Raw genomic sequence first — 17596 nt, 5'->3', positions numbered from 1 at the left:
ACGGGCGAGGAACCATGGTTAGATCGAGTGCTGCACTCAGCAGCTGTCGACAGGAGATTTGCCATCAGAAGCGCACGGCCAGCGACACTTCGACGCTGCGCGGTGCGCCGATGTAGATGTCGTTCGAGCCGTAGCCGGAATATTCGCCGTAGAAGGCATCGGTGAGGTTGCGGCCGCGCAGTGCGAGCGTGACCCCTTCCGAAGCTTTCCACGAAACAGCGGCGTCGAACGTCGTGCGGCCCTTGACCAGGATCGTATTGGCGGTGTCGGTATAGAAGCCCGAGACATGCCGAACAAAGCCGCTCAGCGTGACGGGAGCGCTGGGGAGAGTGTAGGCGAAATTGGCCGCGGCGGTGGTGGAAGGCACGTTCACGGGCCGGTTACCCGAACGGTCGATACCGCCCGCCTCGATCAGTTCATCGTACTGGGCATCGGCATAGCTGAAGCTGGCACCAAGCGAGAGCTCATCGGTGACGGCTGCGCCGAGGCTCAGCTCCACCCCTTGCGAGGATTGCGTTCCGCCCTGGACTGTCAGGGTCGGATCATTGGGGTCGCGGGTGATAATGTCGTTCTGGACGATCCGGTACGCCGCGCCGGTGACGGTCAGCCGCTTGTCGAAGGCGGCAAGTTTGAAGCCGCCCTCATAGGAATAGCCCTTGGTGAGCTTGAACCGGGTGTTGGCAAGCGGCATCAGCAGGATCGAGGAGACCGGACTGACGGCAGTGGTGTACTGCCCATAGAAGGTCAGCTCGTCCGTGACGGCATAGCTGCTGCCGAGCCTCCACGAGATTGGTTCGTACACAGGGTTGGCGCGCGTGACGACATTGGGGGTGACGAGGTAGTCGGTGGAAGCGCGATCGAGATCCATATGATCGTAGCGGATGCCGCCGACGAGCAGCCACCGCAGCGTGAGGTTCAGCGCATCTTCGGCAAACACAGAAATGGTGCGAAGGCGCGAATCGAAGTTTACGTTCGACGAGCGGTACTGCGTACCGTCGGTCGGAAAGGTACCGACATTCGGGGTGAAGGGATCCACCGGCGACACAAGGCTGGTGGTGCTGGTTTCCCTGAGGCTCGCCAGATCGGTATGGTTGTACTCTGCGCCGATCGTGAAACGGTTGCGCATGCCCAGGATCGTGCCTTCGTTGCCCAGCGCCATGCGCACGTTCCAGAACTCGTGGTCATGGTAGAACCGCGTGAGACCGCGCTGGATGCTGCCATTGGGGAAGGCGGCGGAGGGCGCTACGAATGTGCGGGTGCCATTGTTCACGAAGGCGCGGTCGGCCGTGTACCAGAGCAGGTCGGTGCCCAGCGACCATCCGCCGCCGAGCTTCAGGTCGATGCGCGAGCGGATCGTCGTATCGTCGGCGCCGGAATAGCCGCCGTAGGGCGTGTAGTTGCGGTGCCGTGTCGCCCTGTCGATGACCATACCGTTGGCCGTTGATACCGCATTGCTCGGATCGCGGGCATAGGCGAGCGGGATCAGCACCGCGCCTTGGTAGGCGCTGTCAGCGCGGTCGTTGTAGTGATCAACCGCCAGCAGGACAGACAGGTTGTCGGACGGCCGGAACAGCAGGCTTGCAGTCAGGCCGGCGGAGCGCGTCTCGTTGTTGTCGACATCATAGAGACTGTCGGAATGGAGGTAGCTGGCATCGGCGCGCACGGCCAGCGTGTCCGAAAGCTGGTAGTTGATGCCGCCGGCGGCCGACAGCGTGTTGAAGCTGCCGTAGCTCAAGAGCGAGTCCATGTGGTTGCCGTCGAAAGTCGGCTTGCGGGTCACCTTGTTGATCACGCCGCCCAGCGCGCCTTCGCCGAACAGCACCGATGCGGGGCCCTTGATCACTTCGATCCGGTCGAAGTGCCAGGTGTTGGTGTCGCGCTGGACGACGGTCGAGGAAGAGATACGCACACCGTCCTGGAGGATCGAGACGACATTGCCGGCAAAGCCGCGCATGCTGACGACCGCCGGGTTGCCGGGGACATTTCCGGCAATGGCGCCCGGAACATCGGCAAAAGCTTCGCGCGCGGTACGCAGGCCGCGAAACTGCAGGTCGGCCTGGGTCAGTGTCTCTACGCTGGCTGGGGTCTCCATGATGGAGAGATCGAGGCGGCTGCCGGCATCGCTGCGCTGTTCGAGCTTGAGCTGGTCGCGCTGGGCGGTGACGGTGATCGTGCCAGTAGCAGGCGCCTCGTCGGCAAGTGCCGGCGTAACGGTCAGGCAGGCGGCCACGGCCACGGCGATAAGCGAAGTGTTCAAGATCTGCTCCCTGTAGAATGCATGTTGGCCCGCGCTGCGATGCGGCGGCGCCAGTGAAGAAGGCCCGTTACGAACAGGCATGCGGGCACGAAGCCGAGAAAGACGGTGAGGATGCGGGTCGCCAGGCCGCCTATGGAGCCATCGTGAAGCACGCGGATCCAGGCGATCAGGGTGGTCGAGGCGTTGCCCCGGCGGATGTCGTGAACGGCCAGGACCCTTCCGGTATGCTGGTCGATGAAGACGAAGCTGCCGGGAAAACGGCGATGTGGGTCGCCTGGGACCTGCACGCGAACCCGGATGGGCTCACGGCCCGGTTGCGGGACATCCACGAAGGCAAGGCGGGCACCCGGCAAGGCACGATGGGCTGCGGCGAGCGCCTGCGAGACGGACACTTGCGGGCCGGTTTCAGCCACTGAACTGGGACTCGGAACTTTGTCCGGTGCAACAATCGCAGTTGCGAGCAGCGAGGTGCGTATCTCCGGAAGAGCCAGCAGCGCGCCTGTCGCCGAGAGGATGCCTAGGAGAGCAAAGCTCCACAGGCCGCTCAGCTTGTGAAGATCCCGCAGGCGCCGTTGGAGGGCGGCCTTGCGCTTGAAGGCCAGCGCCTTGCGCCAGCTGCCGCGCGGCCACCACACGGCGATGCCGGTCAGCAGCAGGCCCAGAATGACATACCCCGACCAGCCCACGATCTGACGCCCAGACTCGCCTGCGAGCAGGTCCATATGCAGATCGTAGAGCCAGGTCATGAGATAACCGCCCCATGGCTGCGCCCTGAGTACCCTCGAACCATCTGCGGAGAACCAGACCATCTGGCGCTCGGCATGGTGATCGCCGTGGCTCGAGGCCGGGTAGAGCCGGGCGGGGATGGCATCGCCTTCGTCGGTCGCTTCGAACGACCACTTGCCCGGCGTATCCTTCCAGCGCGCGCGTCCGGCCGCGAGGGCGCGGTCCCAAATCGGCGATGACCACGCCGGCTGAGGTTCGGGCTCGGCTTGCTGGATCTCGGGATGGAGTGCCTTGTCGATCTCGACGTAAAAGACCAGCGCCGAGCCGGAAAGACCGAGCGCGGCGAAGATCAGCCCAAGGCTGAACCCGAGCCAGAGGTGGACCTGGCGGATGACGGGGCGCGCTTTCAGCACGGCGCACGAGCTGCGGGAGCGCTGAGAGCGCTCTGCAGACCTGAAGAATATGCGCGCGCCTTAGCGCGCGGTCGTGAAGCGGGCATGCAAATGGTGCTCAGGCAGGGCCGGAGATGCAGCGCGCAAGCGCTTCCGGCCGTTCCGACAAAACGGGTTAGTTTGTCAGATCAGCGCCGGAGGCCCGCGCAGCGGCGGGCGGATATTGGCAAAGCCTGTCGCGATCGCGAGGCGAACCGGCGCGAAACCGAGGGCCAGGATGAAAGCCAACGCAAGCGCGAGGAGGACCGGATCCGCACCGCCAAGCGAGGCCATCGACAAGGCACCGTAGGGACACTCCCCCTTGGCCGGTTTGCCTGGGGCGTCATCGTTTGCCCCCTTCACCGGCACCGCTATGGTGAGATCCGGGCCTTCGCCGCTGGCGTCGTGGCAGATCTGCACCGTGATCGTGCGGGTATCCTGCGCTATCATGTACCCACTCGGCACGAAAATCTTCAAGCAAAGCGCCAGCGCGATCAGCCCGAAGGCCAAGGCGCTGTGCTGCCGGAAGAAGGTGCGCAGGGTGTCCATCGAGCCGCAGTAGCCGCGAGGCAGCCGTATGTCACCATGACAAGTTGCCTTAGCAGCGGCGAAACAAGCACTCGAGGGTCATCGCGGCGGAGCGTAACGCTTGGAGCCGCTCGCGGTGTTCGTTTCTCTCACACGCTGCTTCCACCTGACGCTTGAACGTCGTCGAGGATAGTTGGCGATCTCGAACGAGATGCTGGAGAGCCATACTGCCGACCATTCGCGCCCACATGTCGAGAACCGGCTCATGCTGACCCTGTCCCTGGAGGGAAAACTCTGCATCGAGCATTGCGGCGCATATCGCAATCAGACAACGGCGCAGGGGCGGGCTAGCAAGCGCGAGTGGCATTTCACAGGACGGTTCGTCTGGGCAAAAGTCTTCGAGTGTAAGCGCCGGCGTTGCAAAGCGATCAAACAGTCTATCACGTAGGCCAAAGCGCGTGTGAGCCCTCGCAAAGAGGACGCAGATCATGGAGGTTTCTTTTAGCAGCTGAGAAGCCGAGGTGTCGTTGAAGCGGAATTGGTCCGGCACTTTTCCTGTGAGGGCATCGCGCAGCGCGGCTTCGAAACCTGCGATCATTTTCCAAAGCGAATGCGCCGCTGGCTCGAGTTCAAGCGCCCTAGGATTTGCCCGTTCGAGACCCCGATGGCAGCGGGCGCAGCACATCCTCGGTGGCCCGTGCGGCGACCGCCTCATCGTCCAATGCGGACTTTCGCAGGTACCGCATCGGTCGACGAGCGGCCAGTGGTGTCGGGAACAAAAGCCTCCCGCAGCCATAGCCCAGTCGGCGCGGACATAGGCGGCGCGGCCGCCAGCATAGTCCTCGGCGAGGCAACGGCTGCACCAGGTAATCCGCAGGGAAAGAGCGGGCTCGCAGTCCCGACCAAGATAATCGGATGGAACGTAGCGCCAGGCCACAAAGTTTGGGTCGATCCTGGGATACCGATAGCAGAGGCCGAGTTTGGCAATCTGAGCCGGCGCAATGCCGATGTTTGTGGCAAGTTCAGCGATCATCGATTTGGTCGGGTGGACGTCCGGATGACGCCAGTGGCCAGCGCTGTTTCGATAGGCCCGAAGCAAAGGCTCGTTCATAGTATTCCGATTGGGTTGCATGCGAGTCAGCCACGAACTGAGAAGCTCATCCGGGAATGGCTCCACGAAAGTCATAGGATCACGCGGCCGATTGCCTTTCGCTTGCCTGCCGAAGCGTACATGGAGACGAGAGGAAGTGTTACGTCCTTTGCGTCGAAGCTTGCTGCGTCGAGCATCTCGCGGCCATCGCGAATTGCCGCGACGGCAGCCGCCTCAATGAGCCTGAATATTCGGCCGGTCACACCTTGGGTGAGGGACAGCAAACGTTGCCGCGCTTCGACGGTGTCGAGCTGCGAAGGTCGTCTGAGCGGCAGCAGACCAGAAAAGCTTGCAAGGAGCTGGCGCAGGGCGTGATCGTTGCACCACGGCATCAACTCGAACGCTCCGAACCGGTCAGCCAGGTTCGGATCGGTCAGGACGGCCATGCGCGCGTCCTCGGTGCCTGCGCAGACAATCGGAATTTTGAGGTCGTTCGTCAGAAAGCGGATTGTATTGAGGAACACGCGCTGCTGGCGCGGCGTGCCAGCGAGCATCTTGTCGATTTCGTCCAGGACAAGGACCTTAGTTTCGACTTCGGCAAGCAAGTGCCTCGCTTCCGCCCGCATCGATCGCACGGACAGGGAGCTAAGCTCGACGCAATTGAGCGCGGTCAGCAACTCGGTGTAAAATTGATCTTCCGTCGGCTCCGGCGGCATCTGCACCAGAAGCACTGACATCTTGCTAAGCCCGGTCCTTGTATCGAACTGGGCCGCATGAAGTTTGGAGAAGCGGCTGACTATCTCGGTCTTGCCCATCCCGGTGGAACCAAACAACAACAGGCAGGGCATTCGGCCTCGAGGCGGATAGACCACCAGGTCCTCGAGGTGACAGAGGGCGGCTTCAGCCTGTGGCAACGAAATCCAACGGTCGCGCCGAAGCCAGTCGACCCGGGCCTCATCAGTCAGTTCGGCATACTCGCGGTAAGCCGGGAAGAGATGACCGTAGAGCGTGCTCATGACCGTTCCTCGATGGCGAGCGGGACGACTGGCCCGTCGAGATTTGGTGCTGCGAGTTGTTCGTTAGCTTCTCGAGCCTCGAGGTGAACCGTAGGCGGCTCGCCGCGGATGAGCGCATCGACGAGGCGTTGGGTCGTTCGTCGAGCGCCTCGGGTTTTCGTCACGGCGGCGAGCACGATACTACGCTGTGTGCTCACCATCTCGAACAGCATCTGCTCGTCGACCGCGCCGCGCCCGCGCTCTCGAAGCGCTCTCAGGGCATAGTCGTGTTCGAACTTCGTGATCGCTGGGCGGCGCTTATCGCGGAGGGGGACAATCACATGCTCGCCGCCGGGCAGTTCGAGATAAACCGTCGAAAGGTTGAGCGGATTGTATTTGATGGGGAATTTGTGGACGCTGTTCGCCACCAATGTGGTCAAAGCGCCATGCCAGTAGACCAGATGGAAGAGCTTGATGCCGTCGCGCCGAACCCGGCGCATTTCGAATGGCAGGAAGTCGAACAAAAAGCGTTGTTGGTCAGCCGGTAGCCTAAGTGGCTCAGTGCGCTTCGTCTGGTCGTCGCGCCACGCGGTCATCGGCGGAACGCCGAGAGCTCGGTGGATAGTACCATGATAGATGCCCACTTGGAGCGCGAACCACCGCTCGAATTCCTTGAGGGTCATACAGGCCTCGCCCTCGGCGTCGTAGTCCCCCTTATTTTGAATGTTCGAGAAGGTGGTCCCCGGAAGTAGATGCACTTCGCCGATGGTAGTGCCTATCAAACGCTCAATGTGCCCGCCAAAGTGCGGAGTACGTGGAGGACGGTAATGAAGGTCGATGCCGAATTGCTGGCAGCCGCGAGAGAGCGCGCGCGAATGGAATTCCGAGGCGTTATCGAGATGGAGGATGTCGGGGAGGCCGAAGATTGGCCATGCGAACGTCAATTCGCGTTCAGTCAGCCAAGCATCCTTTGGTAAAACCGCGTGGCGGATCGCCATGCCCACCGAGGTCGCCGATGGTTTTTCCAGCGAAATGTAGAAGCCCGGGATGACGCGTGTGGCAACGTCGATCTGCAGGGTCAGAGTTGGTCGACCCAGTGGCTTCCGGAAGTACTCGTCGACGATGATGATGTCGACAAGCGTGTGATCCATCTGCACGACCTGAAGCGGATACTCCGCCTCGTAGGTGACCGTGACTGGACGGAAGCGATCTGCTGCAGCCTTGGCGCCATCTCGGGCTTTGATAAGGTGTTCCCGTTCCAACGCATCGACCCTAAGTAGAACCGTTTGCCGCGCTGGAGGTCGGAGGTTCTGCTCAAGGCACGTATAGCGTATCTGCCGAACCAGCTGTGCGAGAGTCGGCTTTGGCCGGCTGAGATAGAATTTCGCTATCTCGGCATCGATCAGGCGGTCGATCTCGGAATGTAGGCGAGACCGTCCTTTGGGAAAACCGTCGTGATGATCGACCAATGAGCTGGTTACCGGATTTTCCCGGTATCTCGCCAGAAGCTCGTAGATGCGGGACCGGCTGAGGCCCAGCGTCGAGCCAGCCTCTGCAATCGCTTTGTGGCCAAGCCGAGGTTCCGCGGCAAGAGCGCGAATTACCGGCTCGCGCTCGCAAGCTGTACGCCATTGTGAAGGATCAACCGTCGTGAGGGCAGTGCCAGCTTCGGCCATGACCTATCCCCGATTTTTGCCAGGGACTCGTGTTGCCGGGTCCGGTCGTTTTGTAGCAGAATCGCGCGTTCAGGTCGATTGTCCGAAGGTATTCTTAAACGTGACCCAAGCTTTTCTGCCGTTTTCCCGTCCGCCCGTATTCTTCAACTGACAAAGGTGCGCTACAGCGGTCGCTATGGCGGCCAGAGCATCAGAGGGGCAGGAAGGCCCTGAAACCGGCGATTTCGACGTCGGCCACGGCGCGATTGTCGCGGTGCCGGCCGAGGCGATGCCGGATATCGCATGGACCGCGACCCAGATGCGCGCCGGCGAGCGGATCATCGTCAATGAGACGCTGATCGCCGCCTATCAGGCCGCCAGCTCGCCGCACTCAATCCGCGCGCTCAAATCCGACCTCGAGGCATTCGATCTTTGGTGTCGCCGGACCAACCAGATCGCGCTTCCGGCGACGCCTGAAGTTGTGGCTGACTATCTCGACGCCCGGGCAGGGCAGGGGGCTCGGCCCGCCTCGCTCGGCCGCTACAAGGCGTCGATCGCCAAGATCCACCAGCTGCTCGACCTGAAGGATCCGACCCAAGCCGAGCTGGTCAAGCTGCGGCTGCGGGCCATTCGTCGGGAGAAGGGCACTGCACAGGCTCAGGCGCGCCCGCTGCGCTTCAAAGGGCCGGTCAAGGACGTCGAGCGCGACAAACCCCGTGGGATCAACGTCAGGGCGCTCCTGGAGGCCTGTACGGACGATTTGCCAGGGTTGCGGGACCGTGCCTTATTGTCGGTGGCCTATGACAGCGGCCTACGGGCCTCGGAGCTCGTGGCGATCGAGGCCGAGCATATTCTCGAGGCTCTCGATCCGGAGGCGCGGCTGCTGGCGATCCCGCGCAGCAAGGGCGACAATGAAGGGGAGGGGGCCACAGCCTTCCTTTCGCCCCGATCCGTGCGGGCCATCGTTGCCTGGACCGAGGCGGCCGGGATCACGGAGGGGCCGTTATTCCGACGGGTGCAGGTACGCCGGTACAAGGCTCGGCCGGCCGTGAAGGGGCGCTCGATCGACAGTATTTCAAGTCGCGAACGGTGGGATCTGCGAAAGACGCTCCCGCGGGCCGCGGTGCCGGCGCGGGCCGAGTACGATGTCGGAGCGGCTGCGCTGCATCCGGGCTCGATTGGACCGATTTGGCGGGCAATCATTCAGCGTGCGTTTGATCGCGGCGCGTTGGGCGACCTGACCGCTGATGATCTCGCCCGACTGCTTAAGGGAATAAGCGCTCACTCGACGCGGGTGGGTCTCAATCAGGACCTCTTCGTCGCGGGCGAAGATCTGGCCGGGATTATGGATGCGCTGCGCTGGAAGAGTCCCCGCATGCCGCTTGCCTATAATCGCAACCTTGCGGCCGAAGCCGGGGCAGTGGGGCGGTTGGTAGGACGAATGGAGTGAACGCTAGGTGTAGGCGCTTGCAATCGTAGCGCCTCCTGCTCGCAAACATCCCGGATTTCCGCTCAGATTGGATGACAACGAGCGAGCCGCGCTGCTCACGCTAAATGACAATATGCTCGCCATCATCCGTGCCTGCTTGCAAACAGGACTGGCCTGCTCACGATATATGCCAGTGAAGTTCGTGATCGGCGTCATATCGGCACCCCGGCTTCGCGGAGCCGCTCGGTCAGTTCGCGGGTATGTTCGGCGTCCAGCGTTCCGGCGAGGAACGCGCGCACGTCGGACGGCCGGGTGTTGAGCTGGCTGGCGAGTGCGCCGGCGTCGTAGCCGTTGCGGGTCAGCGTGGGTTCGAGGTCGTCGATCGCGCGCGAGAGCACCTGCTCGACGATCTCGACCGTGACGTGCTTGGCGGCAAGCCGGAAGTGTCAATCGGCGTCGAAACGGGACCCCCGATCGGCGCGCAAAAGGGACCCCCTTTCCAGGGTGGCACAACGGTCGAGGAACGCTCCTTGCGCTGCGCGCGGCGTAGGGAGGGCGGAGCCCGACCGGAGGCGCGCGCAGCGCAAAGCATCTTAATCCCGGCGTGCGGCGGGGATCAGTTTCGGTTCTTGAAGCGCCAGCTGTCATTGCCGGTTTCGATGATGTCGCAATGATGGGTGACGCGATCGAGGAGAGCGGTGGTCATCTTGGGATCGCCGAACACGGTGGGCCATTCCCCGAACGCCAGGTTGGTCGTGATGATGACGCTGGTTTGCTCGTAAAGTTTGCTGACCAGATGGAACAGCAACTGCCCGCCTGAACGGGCGAACGGCAGATAGCCAAGCTCGTCCAGAACCACGAGATCGAGCCGGGAGAGATGGGAGGCAAGCGCGCCGCTTTTGCCGATCCGGGCCTCCTCTTCGAGGCGGGTCACCAGATCGACCGTGTTGAAGTAACGCCCCCGTGCCCCGGCGCGAACGACATTGGCGGTGATGGCGATGGCCAGGTGGGTCTTGCCGGTGCCGGTGCCGCCGACCAGGACGACATTGCGCCGTGCGGGCAGGAACGCGCCGCTGTGCAGCGAACGGACCAGCCCTTCGTTGATCGGTGTCCCCTCGAAGTGGAAGGCATCGAGGTCCTTCACCACCGGCAGCTTGGCGGCAGCCATCCGGTATCGGATCGAGGCCGCGTGGCGGTGCGTTGCCTCCGCGCGCAGCAGATCGGTCAGTATCTCCATCGTCGTGCGCTGACGCTGGAGGCCCGTGGTGACGGCCTCATCGAACGCGCCGGCCATCCCCTTGAGTCCGAGCCCGCGCATCGCGTCGATCATGTCATGCCGCTGCATGGAAGTTCCTCAGTTGGTCATAACGGGCACAGTCGGCGATCGGGGGATGCCGCAGGGCGTTGTCCTCCGAAGTGACGATCGTCAGCGGTCGCGGTGGTTCGCGGCGCCGTGCCAGGATATTGAGGATCAAGTCGTCGCTCGCCGTGCCGGTCGCCAGCGCCTCCCGCACGGCGGCCTCGACGAGTTCCAGGCCATCGGTCAGCACGGCCGCCAGCACGCGCACGAACCGCCGATCGGCATCATCGCCGTTGCCCAGCTTGCGTCGCAATCGGGCCAGCGCTGGCGGCAGCTCCCAGTCCTGGAAGGGCGCGCCGTTGCGCAACGCGCCGGGCTTGCGGGCCAGCACCGGGAGATAGTGCCAGGGATCGTAGATGGTCCGGTTCCGCCCGAAGAAGCGGGGATGCTCGGCGACGACCTCATCGCCGCATCGCACGACAATGCGGTCGGCATAGGCCCGAACCTGCACCGTGCGCCGCGCCACCGTCGAGAGGACCGAGTATCGGTTGCGATCGTAGCTGATCAGACAGGTGCCCGACACGCCGTGCTCGCTCTCGTTGAAGCCGTCGAACGGCCCCAGCATCGACTGTAATGCAGGGCGTTCGATCTCCAGCATCTGCGCCACGGTCTGTTCGCCCTGCTCAGGATGGGCCTGCCGTTCGGCCCAGCGTCGGCACTCAGCTTCCAGCCAGCCATTGAGTTCCTCAAGGCTGGCGAACCGCAGACGAGGCTGGAAGAAACGCCCTCGGATCGTCTGCACCTGGTTCTCGACCTGACCCTTCTCCCATCCCGCCGCCGGCGAGCAGGCCGTGGGCTCGACCATATAATGGTCGGCCATGATCAGGAACCGCCGGTTGAACACCCGGTCCTTGCCGGTGAACACGCTCGTCACCGCCGTCTTCATATTATCGTAGATGCCGCGCCGGGGCACGCCGCCGAAGAAGGCAAAGCCGCGCGCATGCGCGTCGAACAGCATCTCCTGGGTCTCGCGTGGATAGGCCCGGACATACACAGCCCGCGATGCGCACAGCCGCATGTGCGCGACCTTTACCCGCATCGGCTTGCCGGCGATCTCGACATCCTCGTGGCTCCAGTCGAACTGGTAGGCCTCGCCGGGCTGGAACAGCATCGGAATAAAGGCCGTCGTCCCGTCGCCGAAATCCCTGCGCCGCTCGACCTTCCACCGCGCGGCATAGCGACGCACGGCATCGTAAGAGCCCTCAAAACCCTCACGCACCAGAAGATCGTGGATACGGGTCATCCGAAGCCGGTCACGCCGGCCCCGTAACTCGTTCTCTTCCAGCAGCCCATCCAGACGATCCTGAAACGGACCGATCCGCGGCAGCGGCTGAACCTTGCGTCGATAATCAAATGCACCTTCCGGCGCCCGGATCGCCTTGCGGATCACCTTCCGCGACACATGCAGATCACGCGCGATCGCCTTGATCGCCTTCCCGCCGGCATACTCACGCCGGATACGAACCACTGTCTCCAAAACCAACATCCCGATCTCGCCGCATGAACTTCCACGCGGCTGTGTAAGCTATCGAAATGAGGGGTCCCTTTTAGACGCCGATCACCCCGCTAACGGGGTTCTTTTTGCACGCCGATCCACACCCATGACGCGGGTAATCGCCGCCTTGAGCCCCTCGTGGGCATCGGAGATGACCAGCTTCACGCCGGTCAGGCCGCGCCGGGCGAGGTCCTTGAGGAAGCTCGACCAGAACGGCTCGGCTTCGGAAGGACCGATGTGCAGGCCGACGATCTCGCGCTTGCCCTCGGTGTTGACGGCCACAGCGATTATCGCGGCGACACTGACGATCCGCCCGCCCTCGCGCACCTTGAGGTAGGTAGCATCGAGCCAGAGGTAGGGCCAGTCGCCGGCGAGCGGCCGCTTGAGGAAGGCGTGGACCCGCTCGTCGATGTCCTTGCACAGCTTGGATACCGAGGACTTGGAGATGCCAGTCATGCCCATCGCCTGCACCAGTTCATCGACGCGCCGGGTGCTGACGCCGGCGATCCATGCTTCCTGGATCACCGCGACCAGCGCCTTCTCGACGGTCTTCCTTGGCTCCAGAAAGCCGGGAAAGTAGGCGCCGGTCCGCAGTTTGGGGATCTTGAGATTGAGCGTGCCGAGCCGGGTGTCGAGACTGCGGTCGCGGTAGCCATTGCGCCAGGTCGTGCGATCGCCGGAGCGCTCGTGCCGGCCGGCGCCGACCAGGCCATCGACGTCGGCCTCCATGATGATCTGTAATACGTTCTCGGCGATCGTGCGCAGGAAATCTCCATCTCCGGTCTTCGCCATCAGCTCGGCAAGCGGTAATCTATCGTCGGTCATCGGGATCAACTCCTCGGTGGGCGTGTGAAGTGTGGTAACTCCACCTTACCGATGAGCCCGGTGGCCACCGAGATCGAATTCGCATGGGTGGGGCATGCCCCACCCATGCGATCGCCTCAATCTACACCGGAAATTACACCACGAGCGCGGACGCTAACGACAATGGGGGGCCTGCTTTTGTCGCAATACCGAATGGTTATGGCGTCCCTACTGACCACTGGGCACAGGCCGGAACCATAGAGGATATCTGCCAAAGCGTCGAACATCGTCGCCTTGGCGCGGTAAGCCCCCGTCCAACGAACGGCCCAAATGTCGTCATTCGCCTTGACTGCGTAGCCGGCGCGCTCGGCAACCTCCATGACCGCACCCAGCACGGTATCAGCGTGAATATCAAAATCCAGAACTGCGGACATGTCCGCGGGTCGAGACCGATCTCGAGGTTCGTGGCGAGAGGGTAACAGCAACTGAGCAGCACCCTCGATCCCCGTCAGGAACAGGCACAGCGCAATACCAGCGACAAGCACCTGGCCTCCGGGTGCCCAAACCCGGTACGAACTCCCGCGTCGGAAGGTCAAGAGCCGCCTGCGCCATTTGGCCGGGGTATCGCTTTGCCGCGGTATGATGTCCGTCGACCCGTCAAGTAATCTGAGATGGCGGCTTTGCGAAAAGCTAGGGGCGGTTGTTGCCGGCACCGACGACGGCGGCGGTGCCGATCCCTCCTGTTCCGCGAGCAGTGATGCTTGATGGTCAGCGCAAACTTGGGTCAAGTCGCATAAGTGTAGCGGCCTGCAATGATGATCGGCCGGACGCACAATGATGGACGGTTTCTGACGCACATTGCGTGAGACTAGCGGGGCGCTGCGACGCACGTTGATTGAGACGCAACCCACGCTGACTGCGACGGACCCAAGATACGGCGAGGCCGGCGCACGATCGGCTCGTCCTTGGGTCAGAGCGGCAGGCCGCTGCCCTCATTTCATCGGTGAGTTCTCGGGTACGGGCTGGATCGAGCGCGCCCCGAAGAAGCTTGCGGATTTCCAGCGGGCGGGCATCGAACTGCTCGGCCAGGCTCTTGGCGTCGTAGCCGTGGCGGGTGAGCTGCGGCTCCAGGTCATCGATCTGACGGGACAGCACGCCGTCAACGGTTGCGGCATCGACCGGTTTCACGCTGGCGCCGAACCCGGCCTCGAAGGCGCGGACGAGATGCCGCCCGATCTGGAGCGGGGTCTTGAGCTTGGCGGCGAGCAGCACCGCGGCGTCCTCGGTCAGCACGTCCTCCGGCTCGACACCAGGCAAGAGGGCAGTACGCAGCGCCCAGTCGATGTAGTCGCGCTGCCGGTCACGAAGGCCGCCGAACTCGAACACGGTGGTGCGGTCGCCGATCTCCTCCATCTGCGGACGTTTGAGATCGTTGCGGAGCTTGGGGTGGCCGACCAGGATGACGGCGAGCTGACCACCGCCTTCCGTCACCAGCTCGACCAGGCGCTTCAAGGCGGTCAGCGTTTTTGGGTGCAGGTCGTGCGCGTCGTCGACGAACAGGGCCACCGGCCGCTTGGCCTTGCGGAACAGCTCCTGAAGGTCGCGCTCGCGCCGTTCCGACTGGCTCGGGATGGAGACGGTCTTCTCGGTCGACAGGTCGTAGAACAAGGCCGAGACGAGCAACGGCACGGAGATCTTGGCCTTCTCCAGGCTGAGCGCGCGCGACACAATGACACGGTCGTCACGCTCAAGTTCCTCGCGCAGACGCCGGGTCAGCACCGTTTTGCCTGAACCGATGGTGGCAGTGAGCGCAATCAGCCGGCCGCCCGAGATCGCGGGACTGTCAGGAATTCCGTGTGTGGGCGGGCAGTTGAACATTACGCCGCCATGGCCTTGATGAAGCGTTCTCCGAACAGCACGGCGAACTGGGCTTTGGCCATGGACCACTCACGTGGCGGCATTTTCCACTCTTTCTCGGATCGGTTCAAGATCAGATAGAGCAGCTTGGTCGCTGAATCGTCGCTGGGAAAGTGCCCCCTGGCCCTGACCGCCCGTCGAAGCTGGGCATTCAACGCCTCGATGGCGTTCGTCGTATAAACGATGCGGCGGACCTCGTCGGGGAAGGCAAAGAACGGGATGGTCCAGTCGCTGGCGTAGCGGCCGAAGGTCTCCGGCAGCGACCGATCCGACCGCGTTGCCGCCTCGGCTTCTTGTGTGAGGCGTCGCTCGAGAATTTGGAGGCGTTGCTGATTGTCATCCCGACGATCCCGCATCAGACGAAGGCGATAGGCCGGCGTGTTCACGAGGAGCCTCGCGAAAGCGTCTGCCGCCCATAGGTTTGGGCGCGCGCCAGCAAGGCGCGGATGTCGGCCTCATGTCGGAGCAGCTCATCCAAGCAGTCAGCCGCGCTATCGGCAAACGAGGGATGGTCGGGATCGCTCATGTCGATGACGCCGACCACCGCCTTCAGCACGTCAAGCAAGCACTGTACGCGATCCGCAGGAGCGGCGTGATGGATGTCCATGGCCAGCACCTCACAGCAGCTCGTAAGAGCGATGATTTCCGGTGTCGTGGGCGACGGCAACGTGAAGCTCCTGGGTTTCGTCAGGGGTGTAGGTCTGCCGCATCCAGCTTTCCGCCCGTTCTCGCTCCGGGGTGTCGTGGACGTCACGCTCACCGACATATCCGGCGTTTTCGACCACGACGTAGCGCGAAGCGCTGGTTTTCAGGCAGTCCGGCACCACCTCGGGGAATCCGGCGCACAGGTTATCATGCAGTATCTTGTTATCCGGGGGGAAGAAGGACCTGTCGGGTTTCGGCCTGGTCGTCATCATGGCGCCGGCAACGATCTGGTCGAACGCGCGGCCTCCGGAATCGGCGATACCGCCGGGTTTGTAGCGGATCGGCGGAGCGAAGCCCGTGCACAGCCAGGAGAAGAGACCGTCTTCGACCTGGGCGACGTAGTCTGCGACGGCAGGATCGTCCTTGCCACCATCGCTGACCTCGGCCACGAGCTCGCGGTAGGTTCCAAAATCGTGAGCGTTAGCCTTTCCGCTATCGCGACTACGGCGCCATGGCGGTGATCGGTCGTTCCCGCGCAGTGGCGGCGCTGGGCGGCTTCAAGCTCAAGGGCTTTCTCGCCTGGCTGGCCTGGTCGCTGGTGCACCTGATGCTGCTGGTCGACTTTCGCAGCCGCCTGCTGGTCTACGTCAACTGGTCCTGGGCGTGGTTCACTTATGGGCGCGGCGCGCGGCTGCTGACTGGACGGACGCCGCCCGGCACGCGTTCGCCGCCGCCCGACAGGGTCGCAACCAAGGAAGGGAAGTCCTGATGGCCACCAGAATACGGCTAAAGCCACTGGCTGAGCAGGTGATCATCGTCACCGGCGCCAGTTCGGGCATCGGCCTCGCCACCGTCCGCAAGGCGGCCGCCGCAGGCGCCGCAGTGGTGTTGGCGTCTCGCGACGGCGAGACGCTGGCCCGCATCACGCATGATATAGAGGCGGCAGGCGGCCGAGCGCTTGTCGTCTCGACCGATGTTGGTGACGAGGCTGCCGTCAAGGCACTGGCGTGCGCGGCGGTGGCGCGGTTCGGACGGATCGACACCTGGGTCAACAACGCCGGCATCGCGGTCCATGGCAATCCGAGCGCGCTCTCCACCGCCGATCATGAACGGGCGCTGCGGACCGACTATTGGGGCACGGTGTTTGGCTCGCTCGCAGCGCTTGCGCACTTCCGTGCGCGCGGCGGCCCCGGCGCGATCATCAACATCGGTTCGATCGCATCGGACTTCTCCTCGCCACTGTTGACTGTCCACAGCGCGACCAAGCATGCGGTGCGCGCCTATACCGATTCGCTCAGGCTTGAGGTGCTGGCCAGGCGCGAGCCGATCTCGCTGACGCTGGTGAAGCCGAGCATGATCGGCACTCCCGGTATCCACGAACATGGCCGCGACCTCGGCGACTGGCAGCTCGCCATGCCGATCGCCTATGCGCCGGAAATCGTGGCGGGCACCATCCTGAGAGCCGCCGCGCGGCCGCTGCGCGAGGTCACCGTCGGATCGGCAGGCATTCTCGTTACTGGTTTTGCGCGCACCTTCCCGGCGCTCTATGAGCGGTTGGCTGCGTCGGGCAGCGGCGCCATGAAGCAACCGCGCCAGCGTCTCCGGGGCGACAGCCTTCATTCGCCGACTGCCAATGGCCGGGTGCGATCCGACATTCCTGTCCGACAGACCAGCATCTTCACGGCGTTTCAGACCCGGCCCGGCGTGAGAATGGCAGTGAGTGCGCTGGTCGCCGGCACGACCGTCGCGATCATTCTTCGTCGCCGCACTGAGAACTCGGCACGTTAACGTCGCCCCCGGCGGGCGAGGCCGCGCAGGAAGTCGGTGCAGAACACCTCGGCTTCCGACGGCCCGATCGCCATGCCCAGCACCTCACGTCGGCCATCGCTGTTGACCCCAACCGCAACGGTGACAGCGACTTAGACGATACGACCGTTCTGCCGAACCTTCAGATAGGTGGCGTCGATCCAGATATAGGGCCAGTCGCCCTCGATAGGGCGATCGAGGAATGCCTTCACCCGAACATCGATCTCTTTGCAAAGACGGCTGACCTGGCTCTTCGAGATGCCGCTCATCCCCATGGCCTTGACCAGATCGTCGACCGAGCGGGTCGAGATGCCCTGAAAATAGGCTTCTTGGATAACTGCGGTCAGCGCCTTTTCGGCGAGGCGACGAGGTTCCAGAAAACCTGGAAAGTAGCTGTCCTTTGTGGGTGAGCGCGCGCCCGGTCAGCTTCGCTACCGTCGAGCTACACCACCAACCGG

16 protein-coding genes and 4 pseudogenes are annotated in these 17596 nt (G+C 63.3%); 3 read left to right on the top strand and 17 right to left on the bottom strand.

Annotated features, from left to right (window positions below):
- Positions 1 to 64: 64 nt before the first annotated feature.
- The 7 genes and pseudogenes from ACFFDA_RS12230 to ACFFDA_RS12200 form a co-directional block, all read right to left on the bottom strand.
- Positions 65 to 2257, bottom strand: a complete 2193-nt coding sequence (locus ACFFDA_RS12230; RefSeq protein ID WP_404478919.1) for a TonB-dependent receptor — start codon at positions 2255 to 2257, stop codon at positions 65 to 67.
- Positions 2254 to 3396 (bottom strand): PepSY-associated TM helix domain-containing protein, encoded by a 1143-nt coding sequence (locus ACFFDA_RS12225; protein WP_404478918.1) that lies wholly within the window; start codon positions 3394 to 3396, stop codon positions 2254 to 2256. The genes ACFFDA_RS12230 and ACFFDA_RS12225 overlap by 4 nt, the downstream gene beginning before the upstream one ends.
- A 162-nt stretch (positions 3397 to 3558) precedes the next feature.
- Positions 3559 to 3963 carry a hypothetical protein gene (locus ACFFDA_RS12220; RefSeq protein ID WP_404478917.1) on the bottom strand — a complete coding sequence of 135 codons (405 nt, stop codon included), beginning with the start codon at positions 3961 to 3963 and terminating at the stop codon, positions 3559 to 3561.
- A gap of 49 nt (positions 3964 to 4012) precedes the next feature.
- Entirely contained in the window at positions 4013 to 4540 is a 528-nt protein-coding gene (locus ACFFDA_RS12215) for a hypothetical protein (RefSeq protein ID WP_404479258.1), read from the bottom strand.
- Positions 4541 to 4708: 168 nt separating this feature from the next.
- Positions 4709 to 5128: pseudogene (locus tag ACFFDA_RS12210) on the bottom strand (TniQ family protein); the annotation flags it as partial.
- Positions 5125 to 6048 (bottom strand): TniB family NTP-binding protein, encoded by a 924-nt coding sequence (locus ACFFDA_RS12205; protein WP_404478916.1) that lies wholly within the window; start codon positions 6046 to 6048, stop codon positions 5125 to 5127. The pseudogene ACFFDA_RS12210 and the gene ACFFDA_RS12205, both read right to left, overlap by 4 nt.
- Positions 6045 to 7703, bottom strand: coding sequence for a Mu transposase C-terminal domain-containing protein (locus ACFFDA_RS12200; protein ID WP_404478915.1), 1659 nt, complete (start codon positions 7701 to 7703; stop codon positions 6045 to 6047). Before ACFFDA_RS12200 ends, ACFFDA_RS12205 begins: the two co-directional genes overlap by 4 nt.
- A gap of 175 nt (positions 7704 to 7878) precedes the next feature.
- Here ACFFDA_RS12200 and ACFFDA_RS12195 point away from each other — a divergent pair, with 175 nt between their 5' ends.
- Positions 7879 to 9132: an integrase gene (locus ACFFDA_RS12195; protein ID WP_404478914.1), complete on the top strand. Its 1254-nt coding sequence runs from the start codon at positions 7879 to 7881 to the stop codon at positions 9130 to 9132.
- Positions 9133 to 9323: 191 nt separating this feature from the next.
- Here ACFFDA_RS12195 and ACFFDA_RS12190 read toward each other — a convergent pair whose 3' ends face one another.
- From ACFFDA_RS12190 to ACFFDA_RS12150, 9 genes and pseudogenes are all read right to left on the bottom strand, one after another.
- On the bottom strand, positions 9324 to 9509 hold the full coding sequence (locus tag ACFFDA_RS12190) for a hypothetical protein (RefSeq protein WP_404478913.1): 186 nt from the start codon (positions 9507 to 9509) through the stop codon (positions 9324 to 9326).
- Between the two features lie 218 nt (positions 9510 to 9727).
- Positions 9728 to 10456 carry an IS21-like element helper ATPase IstB gene (gene istB / locus ACFFDA_RS12185; RefSeq protein ID WP_404478912.1) on the bottom strand — a complete coding sequence of 243 codons (729 nt, stop codon included), beginning with the start codon at positions 10454 to 10456 and terminating at the stop codon, positions 9728 to 9730.
- Positions 10443 to 11957, bottom strand: coding sequence for an IS21 family transposase (istA, locus tag ACFFDA_RS12180; RefSeq protein ID WP_404478911.1), 1515 nt, complete (start codon positions 11955 to 11957; stop codon positions 10443 to 10445). Before istA ends, istB begins: the two co-directional genes overlap by 14 nt.
- A gap of 114 nt (positions 11958 to 12071) precedes the next feature.
- Positions 12072 to 12791: pseudogene (locus tag ACFFDA_RS12175) on the bottom strand (IS256 family transposase); the annotation flags it as partial.
- A 116-nt stretch (positions 12792 to 12907) separates the two neighbouring features.
- Entirely contained in the window at positions 12908 to 13204 is a 297-nt protein-coding gene (locus ACFFDA_RS12170) for a hypothetical protein (protein WP_404478910.1), read from the bottom strand.
- Between the two features lie 334 nt (positions 13205 to 13538).
- The gene (locus tag ACFFDA_RS12165) at positions 13539 to 14648 is read right to left on the bottom strand and encodes an ExeA family protein (RefSeq protein WP_404478909.1); all 1110 of its coding nucleotides are present in this window, start codon (positions 14646 to 14648) and stop codon (positions 13539 to 13541) included.
- A pseudogene (locus tag ACFFDA_RS12160) lies at positions 14648 to 14908 on the bottom strand (transposase); the annotation flags it as partial. The pseudogene ACFFDA_RS12160 and the gene ACFFDA_RS12165, both read right to left, overlap by 1 nt.
- Before the next feature lie 161 nt (positions 14909 to 15069).
- Positions 15070 to 15294: a hypothetical protein gene (locus ACFFDA_RS12155; RefSeq protein WP_404478908.1), complete on the bottom strand. Its 225-nt coding sequence runs from the start codon at positions 15292 to 15294 to the stop codon at positions 15070 to 15072.
- 10 nt (positions 15295 to 15304) lie between these two features.
- Positions 15305 to 15781, bottom strand: coding sequence for a hypothetical protein (locus ACFFDA_RS12150; protein ID WP_404478907.1), 477 nt, complete (start codon positions 15779 to 15781; stop codon positions 15305 to 15307).
- A 68-nt stretch (positions 15782 to 15849) separates the two neighbouring features.
- On the opposite strand from ACFFDA_RS12150, the gene ACFFDA_RS12145 reads away from it, so the two are divergent.
- Positions 15850 to 16101 (top strand): hypothetical protein, encoded by a 252-nt coding sequence (locus tag ACFFDA_RS12145; RefSeq protein WP_404478906.1) that lies wholly within the window; start codon positions 15850 to 15852, stop codon positions 16099 to 16101.
- Positions 16101 to 17120, top strand: coding sequence for an SDR family oxidoreductase (locus tag ACFFDA_RS12140; RefSeq protein ID WP_404478905.1), 1020 nt, complete (start codon positions 16101 to 16103; stop codon positions 17118 to 17120). The genes ACFFDA_RS12145 and ACFFDA_RS12140 overlap by 1 nt, the downstream gene beginning before the upstream one ends.
- Here ACFFDA_RS12140 and ACFFDA_RS12135 read toward each other — a convergent pair.
- Positions 17120 to 17539, bottom strand: a pseudogene (locus ACFFDA_RS12135) (transposase); the annotation flags it as partial. The gene ACFFDA_RS12140 and the pseudogene ACFFDA_RS12135 sit on opposite strands and share 1 nt — an antisense overlap.
- Positions 17540 to 17596: the final 57 nt, after the last annotated feature.

The organism is Novosphingobium sp. BL-52-GroH, assembly GCF_044813085.1.
Taxonomy (GTDB): domain Bacteria; phylum Pseudomonadota; class Alphaproteobacteria; order Sphingomonadales; family Sphingomonadaceae; genus Novosphingobium.
This window is presented reverse-complemented; position numbering and strand designations above follow the sequence as displayed.